The following is a 14,123-nucleotide window of genomic DNA, read 5'->3' on the forward strand; positions in this document are numbered from 1 at the left end:
CATGTGCCCAAGCCTGGCGTCTTCCCGCTTTCCCGTTCCTTCTTGTCTTGCTCATCCACTGACGGAGTTGCTTCATGCATACCTTCTCTCCTCTTGCTGAAACCCGGCCGCTGACTTCTGCACAGATGGGCATGTGGCTTGGTTCCAAGCTGGCATCGCGTGATGCCAACCTCAACCTGGCCGAGGCCATCGATATCCACGGCCCCCTGTCGCACGAACTGTTTCTGGCGGCGCTGCGCATCGTCAGCCGGGAGGCGGAAACCGTGCGGCTGCGCTTCATCGACACCCCGCAGGGCCCGCGCCAGCAGCTCCAGCCGGAGTTCAACGGCTCGTTCCCCGTCGTCGATTTCAGTGGCGAAGCAGACCCGCGCCACGCCGCAGATCGGTGGATGGCAGCCGACTACACCCAGAAGCAGGACCTGGCGAGCGGACAGCTGTGGCTGTGTGCGTTGCTGCGCCTGGCACCTGACCATCACGTCTGGTACCACCGCGCTCACCACATCGTGCTCGATGGGTATGGCGGCGGTCTGATGGCCCGCCGTGTGGCGGACGTGTACAACGCCCTGTCGCGGGGGCAGCCGTTGCCTGAGGCATCGTCGCTGGCACCGCTGTCTGTGCTGTGGGAAGAAGACAGCCACTACCGCACATCGGAGCGTGCGCTGCGCGATCGCAAGTACTGGATGGAGCAATTCCACGACCGGCCCGCGCCCTTCACCCTGGCGCAAGGGCGCAGCGTGAACGTGGGGGGACTGTTGCGTCGCACCGTGTACTGGCCTGCAGCGCGGGTCAATGCACTGCGCGAGATCGCACTCCAGCACGACGGCACTCTGCCCCAGATCCTGATTGCAGCCACGGCGGCCTACCTGTACCGGGTGACAGGAGTGTCCGACCTCGTTGTGGGCGTGCCCGTCACTGCACGCTACACCGATCGCATGCGCCGCACCCCGGGCATGGCCGCCAACGCCTTGCCCCTGCGCCTGCGCATGCGGCCCGATCTGCCGTTTACCGACCTGCTGCGTGAAGTGGGCAAGCAGATGCGCCAGCTGCTGCGGCACCAGGCCTACCGCTACGAGCAGTTGCGCGAGGACCTGGGCCTGCTGGCAGACAACCATCAGCTCTTCACCACCGTCATCAACGTGGAGCCGTTCGATTACGACCTCCAATTTGGCGAGCAGCCCGCGCGCCTGCGCAACCTCTCCAACGGCACGGCGCAAGACCTGGGCATCTTTTTGTACGAGCGTGGCAACGGTCAGGATCTGCAGATCGACTTTGATGCCAATCCCGCCCTCTACACCGGCAAGGTGCTGGCAGACCATCAGGCCCGCCTGCTCCGGCTGCTGGACGCTCTCGCACTGGCACCGGGTCAGGCCGTGGGGCTGCTGGACATCCTCCACGATGCAGAGCGTGAACAGGTGCTGCATGGCTGGAACGCCACGGCCCATCCACACCCCCGAGCCCACCTGACCGAACTAGTGGAGGCAGGCCTGGCCCAGCAACCCGATGCGATTGCGCTGCGCTTTGAAGGCCAGTCCATGACCCGGGCTGAGCTGGACCGCCGGGCCCAGCGCTGGGCAGACCATCTGGCAACCTTGGGTGCAGGGCCTGAGCGCATCGTGGCGCTGGCCATCCCCCGCTCACTGGAGCTGATGGTGGCGCTGGTGGCGGTGCTCAAGAGCGGTGCCGCCTACCTGCCTGTGGACCCCGACTTTCCCGCGGACCGCCTCGCCTACATGCTGGAAGATGCCCAGCCCGTCTGCCTGATGACGACCGCAGGCCTGACGGACCGCTTTGATGCCGCCATTCCCCGCTGCCTGCTGGATGGCCCGGAGCCCGAGGTGAGCAAGACCCAGCGCGTGCCTGTGCCCATCGACGCATCGCACCCTGCCTATGTCATCTACACCTCCGGCTCCACCGGCCGGCCAAAGGGCGTGGTGGTGAGCCATGGGGCCATCGTCAACCGCCTGCGCTGGATGCAGGCGGAATATGGCCTGCGGGCCGATGACCGCGTGCTGCAGAAAACGCCGTCGAGCTTCGACGTTTCCGTGTGGGAATTCTTCTGGCCCCTCATGACGCAGGCCACTCTGGTGCTGGCGCGCCCCGGCGGTCACCGCGAGCCCGACTACCTGGCCCGCCTGATCACACAGGAAGCCATCACCACCATCCACTTTGTGCCGTCCATGCTGGAGGTGTTTCTGATGGAGCCTGCTGCCGCGCGCTGCACATCGCTGCGCCGCGTGATGTGCAGTGGCGAGGCGCTGCCCGTGCCGCTGGTGGAGAGCTTTCACCGCACGCTGGGCTGTGAGCTGCACAACCTCTACGGCCCCACCGAGGCGGCGGTGGATGTCACGGCCTGGCACTGCACACCGCAGGCCTGTGCCGGCCTAGCGCGCATTCCGATTGGCAAGCCCATCTGGAACACACAGATGTACGTGCTCGATGCCTGCCTGCAACCCGTGCCCCCCGGCGTGACGGGTGAGCTGTACATCGCAGGCGACGGGCTGGCGCGCGGCTACCTGAACCGCAGCGCGCTCACGGCCGAGCGCTTCATTGCCAACCCCCACGGTCCTGAAGGCAGCCGCATGTACCGCACGGGCGACCTGGCCCTGTGGCGTGATGACGGCACCATCGACTTTCTGGGCCGCGCAGACCATCAGGTCAAACTGCACGGCCTGCGCATCGAGCTGGGCGAGATCGAGGCCACGCTGCAAAGCCACCCGCAGGTGCTGCAGGCCGCCGTGGTGGTGCGTGAGGCAGCGCCCGGCGACCGCATGCTGGTGGCGTACTGCGTGATGGAGGGCGGCACCGAAATCGATACCGCCGCCCTGCGCGCCCATCTGGCCCAGCATCTGCCGGACTACATGCTGCCCAGCGCCTTCGTGGCCATGGAGTCCCTGCCCCTGGGCCCCAGCGGCAAGCTGGACCGCAAGGCGTTGCCTGCTCCTGTCATGACCGTGCATGAAATTCACTACGTGGGCCCGCGCACACCCACCGAAAAGGCCTTGGCCGACCTCTGGTGCAAGGCCCTCAAGCTCGAACGTGTGGGCGTGCACGACAACTTCTTCGACCTGGGCGGTCATTCCCTGCTGGCCATCCAGCTGGGCATGCAGATCCGCGACCGCCTGCACCCGGACTTTCCGCCTGCGGAGCTGTACAGCCGCCCCTCCATTGCCGAGCTGGCGCAATGGCTGGAAAACGCCGAGGCGGAGAACCCCACCATCGACCTCATGACACAGATCGTGCTGCCCGATCACATCGGCGCCCCGCAGGGGCTGCAGCCTCCGGCGGCTGCGGCGCAAAAAGTCTTCCTGACGGGCGCGAGCGGCTTTGTCGGCAGCTACCTGCTGGCCACGCTGCTGCGGGACACGGCCGCCACGGTGGTCTGCCATGTGCGCGCCCCGGACGAGGCCGCAGGCCGCGAGCGTCTGCAGCAGACGCTGGCCGAGCGCCAACTGAACGTGCCGTGGGACGACCGCCGCATCCAGGTGGTGACGGGTGATCTGGCCGCCCCCCATCTGGGCATGAGCACGGCCGCCGTGCGCCAGGTTCAGGACGAGTGCGATGCCATCTACCACTGCGCGGCCCAGGTGGACTATTTGCATCCTTACGCCACACTCAAGCCTGCCAATGTGGACAGCCTCATTGCCCTGCTGGAGTGGACGGTGCAGGGGCGGCCCAAGGCCCTGCATTTCGTCTCCACCCTGGCCGTGATCGGCATGAACCCCGAGACCGCCATCGTCAACGAAGGGGCAGCGCTGGCCACGCCAGAAGGCCTGGTGGGCGGTTACGCGCAGAGCAAGTGGGTGGCCGATTGCCTGGCCCGCGCCGCGCAGGCCCGGGGCCTGCCCGTCACCATCTACCGGCTGGGCTCGGTCACGGGCGACCACCAGAACGCCGCCTGCAACGAGATGGACGTCTTCTGGCGCGTGGCCCGGCTGTATGCCGACATGGAGACCATCCCCGATCTGGACCTGCCCTTGAACCTGACCCCTGTGGACGACGTGGCCAGCGCCATCGTCCGCCTGGGGCAGCAGCGCGACGCCTGGGGGCAGATCTACCACCTGCTGGGCAGCCAGCCCCTGCATGTGCGTGATGTGTGCGAGGTGTTCGAGCAGATTGGCAGGCCCCTGCAAAAGGCTGGGCTGGATGAGTGGCTGGAGCAGGCGCACCAGCGCCTGGCCGTCACGCAGGACCATGACCTCGCAGCCTTGCTTGCCATTCTCAACGGCTACGACCCTCAGGGGCAGGTGCCCGTGCTGTGCGGCCAGGCCACGCAGGCGCGGCTGGACCGCATGGGCTCGCCCATTCGCCCGGTAGACCGGCCTTTGCTGCAGCGCTACTTCCAGAACCTGGGCATTGGCCAGACGCCGTCCCAGCCCATGTTGTCCTGAAGCGGGAGACACCCTATGGCACGCTATCTTCTTGCCGCCACGGCCATGCCGGGCCATGTCATGCCCCTGCTGGCCGTGGCCCGCCATCTGGTGGGCGCAGGGCACCAGGTCTGCTTTCACACCGCCAGTGCCTTCAAGGCGCAGGTGGAGCGCACCGGGGCCGTGTTTGAGCCCCTGGTGGCCGAGATTGACCACGACCACCGCGCGCTGGAGCAGAAGTTTCCGCAGCAGCGGCAACTGCCGCCCGGCCCGGCGCGGCTGTGCTTTGGCCTGAAGCACTTCTTTGCCGATGCCATTGGCCCCCAGTACCAGGGGCTGCGCAACATCCTGCAGCGCTTTGCGGCCGATGCCATCCTGACCGACACCATGTTCTGCGGCACCTTTCCCCTGCTGCTGGGGCCGCGGCATGAGCGGCCCCCGGTGGTGGCGCTGGGCATCACTGCGCTGGCGCTGTCCAGCGCCGACACCGCCGCCTTTGGCACCGGCATGGCCCCACCCACCACGCCGCAGGCACGGCAGCAATGCCGCACCATGCAGCAAACGCTGCAGCGCACCGTGTTTGGCGATGTGCAGCGCCACTTTGATGCCGTGCTGCAGCGCATGGGCCGCCCCCCGCTGCCCGCGTTCTTTACCGACGCCATGGTGACCCTGCCAGACCTCTACTTGCAGCTCACCGCCCAGGCGTTTGAATATCCGCGCAGCGACCTGCCCGCTACCGTGCAGTTTGTGGGGCCGCTGCTGGCCCCGCCCGCGCAGGGCTTCACGCCGCCGCCCTGGTGGCCCGAGCTGAGCGATGGCCGCACCGTGGTGCTGGTCACCCAGGGCACGCTGGCCAACGACGATCCGCAGCAGCTCATCGTGCCCACACTCAAGGCGCTGGCAGGCCAGCCCCACCTGCATGTGATAGCCACCACGGGCGGCCCCGTGCCGCCCGAGCTGGCGGCCATGGCCCCGGCCAATGCGCGCATCATGGACTTTGTGCCTTATGGCGAGTTGCTGCCCAAGGTGCAGGTCATGGTCACCAACGGGGGCTACGGCTCGGTCAACCATGCCCTCAGCCTGGGCATACCGCTGGTGGTGGCCGGTGCCACGGAAGAAAAGCCCGAGATTGCCGCCCGCGTGGCCTGGGCGGGCGCGGGCATCAACCTGCGCACCGGGCGGCCCAGTACCCGTGCCATTGCCGATGCGGTGCACCTGCTGCTGGCAGACACCTCCTACCGCGAGCGCGCCCAGGCGCTGTCGCAGGCTTTGCGCCGCCACGACGCGCTGGCAGAGATCACCCAGGCATTGCAGTCGCTGCACTCTGCACCTGCCGTGCAGGCCTTGGCCGCCTGATGTAGGCCTGAAGCACGCGGCTTTCCCATGTGACGAAAGGACATTCATGACCCATCCCCTCGACAACTCCCAGGGTGAATTCCTGGTGCTCGACAACGCCCAGGGGCAGACCTCGCTGTGGCCTGCCTTCCTGAAAATACCTGACGGCTGGCGTGTGGTCCATGGTGTGGAAACCGTGGAGGCGTGTCGCACCTTTATCGAGTCGCGGGTTCAGGCGGTCCGTGTCATTGCCCACGCTGCGGAGCAGTGATGTCGCCGTGATAGCGCTGTGGTTCTGCGCCCTGCAACCGCTGGCAGGATCGCCCCTGCTGCCGCGTTACTGGCGGATGCTGCACGCCCAAGAGCAGACGCAATACCTGCGGCTGCGCCGCCCTGCAGACCGTCTGCGCTACCTTGTGACCCGCGCGCTGGTGCGCACGGTGCTGTCAGAGCAGGCGGCCGTGTTGCCTGAGCAATGGCAGTTTGGCCACACGCCGCACGGCAAGCCGGTGGTGACCGGCCCCGCAGGGTTGCCTGCCGGGCTGGACTTCAGCGTGTCGCATACCGACGAGCTGATCGTGCTGGCGCTGCACCGGCAAGGCAGCGTGGGGGTAGACGCAGAGCGCTGGCAAGGCCGCACGCCCCCTTTCGAGGTCACACCGGTGCTGCTCACACCGGCCGAGCAGCAGGCGCTGAGCAGCCTGCCAGCCTGCGACCAAGCGCTGCGGTTCTTTCAGTACTGGTCCTTGAAAGAGGCTTACGTCAAAGCCCTGGGCATGGGCCTTTCGCACCCGCTGACGGCGTTTTCCTTCCGCTTTGACTCACCGGGGGCACTGCAGTTTTTCAGCGATGAAGGCGGAGGTGTTTGCGGTGGTGCCCGGTGGTGCTTCTGGCAGTTGGAGGTGCAAGGCCATTGCATCGCGGTGTGCGCCGACGTGGCAGGCCAGCCCCCAGCGCTGCAGGCCCGCATGGCGCAGCCATTGCAGGGCAGCACACCTCTGGAGCTGTGTGTGGCATGGAGCACGGACACCTGCTCCACTGCCACCCCCGCCATCCTGGGCGCGACAAGCTGCATGGGGTTGGGTGCTATCAAAAAAAGAAGCTGCCAGCGCTTGATAGTAAAGCGCTAGGGATGTCCTGCATAACCCTCGCGAGTCGGTGGTAGTGCGGATCGGGATAGGCCGCAAGGCGTCTTTTTGCAGTCAATAGCGGGGCTATTGGCAAGAAAAGCAACGCAGCGGACTGCCCGAGGCCGCGCTATCACAGACCGCAGGGAGTTATGCAGAACATCCCTAGACCCTGATTTGATTCAAAACTGCCCGGTGGGCTTCAGTCCAGCTTGGCCCCTGAGGCTTTGATCAGACGCTCCCACACCGGCCGCTCTTTGTTCATGGCCGCAGCGAACAGCGCGGGCGAGCTTTTTTGCACATCAAACCCCATGGCTGCAATGCGCTGGGCCACGTCGGGCTGTTCGGTGGCTTTGCGCACCTCGGTGGCAATGCGCTCCAGCACGGCGGGTGGCGTGCCTGCGGGCGCACCAACGGCCAGCCAGCCTGCCACGCGGTAGGCCTCGTCATTGAGGCCCTGCTCGGCCAGCGTGGGCACGTTGGGCAGGGTGCTCATGCGGCGCTCGCCGCTCACGCCAATCGCCTTGAGCTTGCCTGCGTCGATGTGGGCCTTGACCTGCAGAGCGCTGGCAAAGCCGATCTGGATCTGCCCGCCCAGCAGGTCTTGCACCATGGGGGCTTCACCACGGTAGGCCACATGGCTCATGTCCGCGTTTTGCGACTGGCTCATGTAAGCCCCGGCCAGATGCGGGTAGGCCCCCGTGCCATACGAGCCATAAGCCACTTTGCCTTTGTTCGCGGCGATGTACTTGAGCAGCTCTGGCCCCGTGGCCACCGGCACGCTGGGGTGGGCCACCAGCACCAGCGGCGCAATCGCGATCTGGTAGACGGGCGCAATATCCTTCTCGGGGCTGTAGGGCAGCTTGGTGTAGAGGAACTGGTTGGTGAGCATGGAGTTGCTCAGCGCCAGCAGCAGGGTGTAGCCGTCGGGTGCGGCCTTGGCTACGGCGTCGGTGCCGATGATGCCGGCCGCGCCGGGCTTGTTGTCGATGACCATGGGCTGGCCCAGGCCCACGGTCATCTTTTCGGCCAGCACGCGGGCCAGCACATCGGTGGCCCCGCCGGGGGCGAAGGGCACCACCACCTTGATGGGCTTGTTGGGGTAAGCCTGTGCCAGTGCTACCGTGCCGGTGCCAGCCGCCATGCAGGCGGCCGTGGTCAGCACCGCTGCGCGCAGCCATTGGCGTCGGGGCGTGCTTGGCGGCATCTGGTGGTGCATCGGTTGAGAGGGGTGCATGCGATGTCTCCTGTCGTTGTGGTGGTTAAGTCGGTCGCTGTGCGGGCGCTGTGTCAGTGCACTACCAGGGCACGGTCATGCAGGGGCAGTGTGGGGCGCTACCGTGATGCGCAAGGGCAGGGGGGCCAGCAGGTTGCGCACTGCGGTCAGCAGGGCCGGGTTGTCTGCGCCAGGGGCGTGTTCCACGGTCACCCGCACGGCGTTGTCGCCATCGGCCTGCACATGTACCTGGGCGGCCAGGTCTGCCGCCGCCAGGGCGCCCTGCACGGCCTGGCAGGCGGCGCGTTGGCGCAGCTCGGGCTTGTAGATTTTGCCCACGTTGGTCACAGGCATGGTGTCCAGCACCTGCACCCAGCGGGGGCGGGCCACGGCTTCGTCCACGCGCTCGGCGGTAAAGGCCATCAACTCCGCTTCCGTCACCTGCACGCCGGGCCGCAGCGTGGCGTAGACCACGGGCAGCTCGCCCGCATAGGCATCGGGCGCGCCTACGGCGGCGCACAGTTGCACGGCGGGGTGGGCGCCCAGGGCGTCTTCGATCACCTTGGGGTCGATGTTGTGGCCGCTGCGGATGATGAGGTCCTTGGCGCGGCCACTCAGGTGCAGACGGCCTTGGTCGTCCAGAAAGCCCAGGTCGCCTGTGGCCAACCAGCCATCCGCCGTGAAGGCCTTGGCCGTGTCGGCAGGGTCCAGAAAGCCCGAGAACAGGTTGGGCGCTTTGAAAAGCACCATGCCCGGCTGGCCGGGCGGCATGTCCTTGTCGGAGGCATTGCCCTGCGCATCGAGCGCCACCACGCGCAGCTGCATGTAGGGCAACCGCCAGCCTACGCAGCCTGCGGGGGCGTTCACGCCGGGCGGGGTGATGGTGGAGATGCCCGCCATCTCCGTCATGCCCAGGCTTTCGTGGATGTGCAGGCCAAACAGCCGCTCAAACCGTGCGGCCAGCTCAGGCGCGAGGATGGCTGCACCCGTGCGGCAATAGCGCAGGGTGGAGATGTCGGCCCCGTCCAGCGGCACATTGGCCAGCGCCGCCAGCACCGTGGGTACGGCCGACAGGTAGGTGCAGCGGTAGCGTTCTACCAGCCGCCAGTAGTTGGCCACCACTTCGCGGTTGCGGAACAGGCCGGTGGTGGGGATGATGGTTTCCACCCCCGCCGACAGCGCTGCCAGCGAGCCCGGCAGCACGCCCGCCACATGGAACAGCGGGTAGCCGTTGATGCCCACATCTTCGGGCCGTATGCCCTGCATCTGCACACTGCCCCAGGCGGTGAACACCTGCGCGCCGTGGCTGTGGCGGGCCAGCTTGGGCGCGCCGGTGGTGCCACCGGTATGGAAGTACGCGGCGATGTCGGAGGCCACAATGCGGCGGCCGCTCACCAGGTGGTCACCAGGGTGCTGGTGGCGCGCGGCCAGGTCCAGCACGCCTGCGGGCAGGGCGGGCGCGGCTTCCGGTGCTTCATCGTGCGGGGCGACACGCAGCACCATGGTCAGGCTGGGCACCAAGGCGCGCAGGCGCAGGGCCTTGCTCCAGTAGCCCAGGTCGCCCTCTGCGCCGTAGGCAATCAGCACCTTGGCGCGGGCCAAGGTCATCATGGCCGCGATCTTCTCGTCGGTGAGCATGGGGTTGAGCGGTTGCACGATGCCCGCCGCCTCGCCACCCCACAGGGCCAGGTGGTATTCGAGGCAGCCGGGCAGCAGCACGGCCACGGCATCCTCAGGCCCCACGCCTAGGTGGTGCAGCAGGTTGGCCGTCTGGTGGATGCCCGCCAGCAACTGGGCGTAGGTCCAGCGGATGGGCTCAGCTGCCGGGTCGGCGGTGGGTAAAAAGGTCAGCGCCGTCTTGTCGCCAAACGCTGCCGCCGAATTCACAAAGATGTCGTAGGTGCTCTGCACCGGCAGCGCCTCGGCCAGGGGGCGGGTTTCGAGCCGCTGCACATCCTGCAGGCTGCGGATGGGAGCGGCGCAGGTGAATGGGGGATGGACCGCAGCAGGAGAATGGGTTGAAGGGGCTGAAGGGGCGGCAGTCAGTGAAGAGGGGGCGGAGCCGGAGGATGTGGGCCCTGGTGTCTGCATGGTTTTTGTCTCACTCATCTTTTTCGAATCTCCACCACAGTCTCGCTGCACCCGCAGGTAAAAGCAGTCGCGCAAATGTCAGCGGCGTGGGGCTTGGCTGTCTGCGCGCCCATAATGGACCCGTTATCCACTGTGCGCTCCGGACGCTTTCTCCATGAACACTCCCCAGCATCCCAAACGCTTTTCCATGATCCGCGAATTCCATCTGGCCGACTGGTTCACCCTGGGCAACGCGGTCTGTGGCGTGGGGGCTCTGTTTTCGTCCATGTCGTACCTGGCCACCCACGATGTGGTCCATATCTACTTTGCTGCGGCGCTGGTGCTGGCGGCGCTGATCTTTGACGTACTGGACGGCCGCATTGCCCGCTGGCGGCAGAAAAGCTCGGCCATGGGGCGCGAGCTGGATTCGCTGGCCGACGTGATCTCGTTCGGCGTAGCGCCCGCCATCATTGCCTACGGCTGCGGCATGCAGGGCCTGTACGACCGCGTGGTACTTGCCTACTTTGTGGCGTGCGGCGTCTCGCGCCTGGCGCGCTACAACGTCACCGCCGAGACGCTGTCGGAGGGCACGGGCAAGGTCAAATACTTTGAGGGCACGCCCATTCCCACCTCCATCGTGCTGGTGGGCCTGCTGGCCCTGGCCGCTGCCCAAGGGGCGGTAGGTTCCAACCTGTGGGGTGGCCGTGTGGTGCTTGGCGGCTTCACGCTGCACCCGCTGGTGCTGCTGTTTGCGCTGTCAGGCTCGCTGATGATCAGCCGCATCCGCATCCCCAAGCTCTGATTGCTATCAAAAGCATAGCTGCTTGCGCTTGTTGGCAAAGCGCAAGCATGCATTTTGGCCCGATGCTCAGGCGGCGGCAGGCTTGCGGTTGACCAGCACGATGCCCGCAGCCACCAGCGCCAGCGCAGCCACCAGCGCTGGCGTAACCGGCTCCCCCAGCCAGCCCGCGCCAAACAGCAGCGCAAACACTGGGGTCAGGAACACAAAAGACGACATCTTGGTGGCCGGGTAGTGCGCCAGCATCCACATCCACGCCAGATAGCTCACAAAAGCTCCCACCAGCGCCTGCACCAGCAGGGACATCCAGGCGAACGCGCTGAAATCCCAGGACCACTGCTCGCCCAGCGCGAGTGACAGCACAGGCAGCAATGCCGTGCTGACCGCCACCTGGTACAGCAACTGCTGCGCAGGGGCCACGCGTGCCAGGGTGGTGCTGCGGATGACCACCGTGGTCAGCGCCCACATCAAGCCCGCAGCCAGCCCCAGCACATCGCCCAGCCAGGCCAGAGGGTGGACAACGGCCCCCTGCCCACCGGCTCCAGCCGCTGCCCCGAATCCGTCACCCAGCGCCAACCCCACCCCCACAAACGCCCCCGCCAGGCCCAGCCACTGCCAGCCACGCAGCCCCTCCCCAGGGATGAAGCGGGGCAGCAGCAGGGCCACCCAGAAGGGCGAGGCGTACAGAAACACCGTCAGGCGCGAGGCGGTGGTGTACTGCAGGCCCACATAGATGCAGGCAAACTCCCCCGCAAACAGCGCCCCGGCCAGCAGCCCGGCACGCCAGCTTCCAGCCACGCCTGGCGGGTGCATGGGGTGCGCAGGGTGTGTTCGGGCCGGGCTGCGTGCACGTTGCCACAGGCACCATGCGGCCACAGCGGCTGTGGCCATGGCAAAGCGCACAAAGGCCTGAAAGACGGGCGCTACCTCGGCCACCGTGGCCTTGACCAGCACTTGCTGAAACCCCCAGAACATGCAGCAGGCCAGCAGCAGGGTGATGGAGAGCGTGTCGAGATGGGCCTTGCGCACACCGGGGGTGGAAGAGGTCATGGCTTGATTATGGTCAGCTCCCCTGGATCAGGTTCATCGGGCCGTTTGCGGGCACCGTCCCTTCATCCCTCGGCGCGATGCACGACACTTGCACGCAACATGCCCTCGCTGCAGGAGGGTTGCCGCATTGAAACGGGATGTGAGCGTGCGCCCCGCCTGTGGCAGCTTTGCCGCACGCTGCCAGTACACTCGGGCTTTTTGGCTGTGCCCGGTGGCGCAGCCGTTTAACCTCACGCCCCATGGCCACTGAAACGGCGGCGCAGAACCGCGCCAGTTTTGACCTGAAAAGTGCTTCACTGCCGGTGGTGGCTGTGGTGCTCAAGACCACGGACGCAACCCAGTTTGCTGTGGACTTGGCCGAGCGTGTGGCCGACGCCCCCGGTTTTTTTGACCAGGACCCGGTGCTGATCGACCTCTCGCCCGTGCGCGATGCCGAAGAGCCCATCGACTTCGCCGCCATCACCGAGCAACTGCGCGAGCAGCGCACCCTGCCCGTGGCCGTGCGCGGTGGCAGCCCCGCCCAGATGGAGGCCGCCCGCGCCGCAGGCCTGGCGGCCGCTCCGGATGCCCCCCCGGCCCGCGCCGAAGCACCTGCCCCCGTGGAGGTGGTGCGCGAAGTGGTCCGCGAGGTGGAAGTCGTGCGTGAAGTGCCCGTGGCAGGCCCGGGCACCGTGGTGGTGGACAAACCCTTGCGCTCCGGCCAGCAGGTGTATGCGCGCGGCGCCGACCTGGTGGTGATGGCCGTGGTGAGCTTTGGGGCCGAGGTGATTGCCGACGGCAACATCCACGTCTATGCACCGCTGCGTGGCCGTGCCATTGCCGGGGCCCGTGGCAACACCGAGGCCCGCATTTTCAGCACCTGCCTGGAGCCGCAGCTGGTTTCCATCGCAGGCATCTACCGCACCACTGAAACCGCCCTGCCCGACAACGTGGCCGGCAAACCCGCCCAGGTGCGCCTGGACGGCGAGAAACTCATCATCGAGCCACTGGCTTGATGGCTTTCATTCCTTCGTATCAACCCACAGAGAATCTGCAACACATGGCCAAAATCGTCGTCGTGACCTCCGGCAAAGGTGGCGTGGGCAAGACCACCACCAGTGCCAGCTTTTCCTCCGGCCTTGCCCTGCGCGGCCACAAGACGGCAGTGATCGACTTCGACGTCGGCCTGCGCAATCTGGACCTCATCATGGGCTGCGAACGCCGCGTGGTGTATGACCTTATCAACGTGATCCATGGCGAGGCCAACCTCAACCAGGCTCTCATCAAGGACAAGCAGTGCGACAACCTGTTCGTGCTGGCCGCCAGCCAGACGCGCGACAAGGATGCCCTCACGCAAGACGGCGTGGAAAAGGTGCTCAAGGACCTGGCTGCGATGGACTTCGAGTACATCGTGTGCGACTCGCCCGCCGGTATCGAAAGCGGTGCCCTCATGGCCATGCACTTTGCCGACGAAGCCCTGGTGGTGACCAACCCCGAGGTATCGAGCGTGCGCGACTCCGACCGCATCCTGGGCATGCTGGGCAGCAAGACCAAGCGCGCCATCGACGGCGGCGAGCCCATCAAGGAGCACCTGCTCATCACCCGCTACAACCCCGCCCGCGTGGAAGACGGCCAGATGCTGAGCCTGGAGGACATTCAGGACATCCTGCGTATCAAGCTGATTGGCGTGATTCCCGAGTCGGAAGTCGTGCTGCAGGCATCCAACCAGGGCACGCCCGCCATCCATGCCCAGGGCACGGACGTGTCTGAGGCGTACAAGGACGTGATCGACCGCTTCCTGGGCGACACCGACAAGCCCATGCGCTTCATCGAGGCTGAAAAGCCCGGTTTCTTCAAACGCCTTTTCGGGAGCAAGTAAGCCATGGCTTCGTTCCTCTCCTTTTTGCTTGGCGAGAAAAAGAAAACCGCCAGTGTGGCCAAAGAACGGCTGCAGATCATCCTCGCGCACGAGCGCAATGGCCGCAACGCCTCCGAGCCCGATTACCTGCCCGCGCTGCAGCGCGAACTGGTGGCGGTGATCTCCAAATACGTCAAGATCAGCCCCGAGGACCTCAAGGTCCACCTGGAGCGCCAGGACAACCTGGAAGTGCTGGAAGTCAAGATCGAGCTGCCAGACCCCGTGGTGCGCTGAACGCTGGGCATGCACCCCGAGCCCGCCC

11 protein-coding genes are annotated in these 14,123 nt (G+C 66.4%); 8 read left to right on the top strand and 3 right to left on the bottom strand.

The window, feature by feature from the left end; all coding sequences use genetic code 11:
- The first annotated feature begins 74 nt into the window (after positions 1 to 74).
- From AACH87_RS01020 to AACH87_RS01035, 4 genes are read left to right on the top strand one after another with little or no spacing between them, the layout of a single operon-like run.
- A complete protein-coding gene (locus AACH87_RS01020; RefSeq protein ID WP_338796845.1) occupies positions 75 to 4,388 on the top strand; it encodes an amino acid adenylation domain-containing protein in 4,314 nt (1,437 codons plus the stop codon).
- Positions 4,389 to 4,403: 15 nt separating this feature from the next.
- The gene (locus tag AACH87_RS01025) at positions 4,404 to 5,723 is read left to right on the top strand and encodes a glycosyltransferase (RefSeq protein WP_338796846.1); all 1,320 of its coding nucleotides are present in this window, start codon (positions 4,404 to 4,406) and stop codon (positions 5,721 to 5,723) included.
- A 46-nt stretch (positions 5,724 to 5,769) separates the two neighbouring features.
- Positions 5,770 to 5,973 carry an MbtH family protein gene (locus AACH87_RS01030; RefSeq protein WP_338796847.1) on the top strand — a complete coding sequence of 68 codons (204 nt, stop codon included), beginning with the start codon at positions 5,770 to 5,772 and terminating at the stop codon, positions 5,971 to 5,973.
- The gene (locus AACH87_RS01035; protein WP_338796848.1) at positions 5,945 to 6,832 is read left to right on the top strand and encodes a 4'-phosphopantetheinyl transferase superfamily protein; all 888 of its coding nucleotides are present in this window, start codon (positions 5,945 to 5,947) and stop codon (positions 6,830 to 6,832) included. The genes AACH87_RS01030 and AACH87_RS01035 overlap by 29 nt, the downstream gene beginning before the upstream one ends.
- Positions 6,833 to 7,031: 199 nt before the next feature.
- On the opposite strand, the gene AACH87_RS01040 is transcribed toward AACH87_RS01035, so the two are convergent.
- Both AACH87_RS01040 and AACH87_RS01045 read right to left on the bottom strand, forming a co-directional pair.
- Positions 7,032 to 7,973, bottom strand: coding sequence for a tripartite tricarboxylate transporter substrate binding protein (locus AACH87_RS01040; RefSeq protein ID WP_338798811.1), 942 nt, complete (start codon positions 7,971 to 7,973; stop codon positions 7,032 to 7,034).
- A 168-nt stretch (positions 7,974 to 8,141) separates the two neighbouring features.
- Positions 8,142 to 10,154, bottom strand: a complete 2,013-nt coding sequence (locus AACH87_RS01045; protein ID WP_338796850.1) for an acyl-CoA synthetase — start codon at positions 10,152 to 10,154, stop codon at positions 8,142 to 8,144.
- Positions 10,155 to 10,290: 136 nt separating this feature from the next.
- Between AACH87_RS01045 and pssA the strand changes: the two genes are divergently transcribed.
- Positions 10,291 to 10,917 (top strand): CDP-diacylglycerol--serine O-phosphatidyltransferase, encoded by a 627-nt coding sequence (gene pssA, locus AACH87_RS01050; RefSeq protein ID WP_338796851.1) that lies wholly within the window; start codon positions 10,291 to 10,293, stop codon positions 10,915 to 10,917.
- Between the two features lie 66 nt (positions 10,918 to 10,983).
- Here the strand turns inward: pssA and AACH87_RS01055 are convergent, their stop codons facing one another.
- Positions 10,984 to 11,964: a DMT family transporter gene (locus AACH87_RS01055; RefSeq protein WP_338796852.1), complete on the bottom strand. Its 981-nt coding sequence runs from the start codon at positions 11,962 to 11,964 to the stop codon at positions 10,984 to 10,986.
- Between the two features lie 239 nt (positions 11,965 to 12,203).
- Here AACH87_RS01055 and minC point away from each other — a divergent pair, with 239 nt between their 5' ends.
- From minC to minE, 3 genes are read left to right on the top strand one after another with little or no spacing between them, the layout of a single operon-like run.
- A complete protein-coding gene (minC, locus tag AACH87_RS01060) occupies positions 12,204 to 12,959 on the top strand; it encodes a septum site-determining protein MinC (RefSeq protein WP_338796853.1) in 756 nt (251 codons plus the stop codon).
- Between the two features lie 44 nt (positions 12,960 to 13,003).
- Positions 13,004 to 13,822, top strand: coding sequence for a septum site-determining protein MinD (minD, locus tag AACH87_RS01065; protein WP_338796854.1), 819 nt, complete (start codon positions 13,004 to 13,006; stop codon positions 13,820 to 13,822).
- Between the two features lie 3 nt (positions 13,823 to 13,825).
- Positions 13,826 to 14,095: a cell division topological specificity factor MinE gene (gene minE / locus AACH87_RS01070; protein ID WP_338796855.1), complete on the top strand. Its 270-nt coding sequence runs from the start codon at positions 13,826 to 13,828 to the stop codon at positions 14,093 to 14,095.
- Positions 14,096 to 14,123: the final 28 nt, after the last annotated feature.

Origin of the sequence: Acidovorax sp. DW039, assembly GCF_037101375.1 — a bacterium.
Taxonomy (GTDB): Bacteria; Pseudomonadota; Gammaproteobacteria; order Burkholderiales; family Burkholderiaceae_C; genus Acidovorax.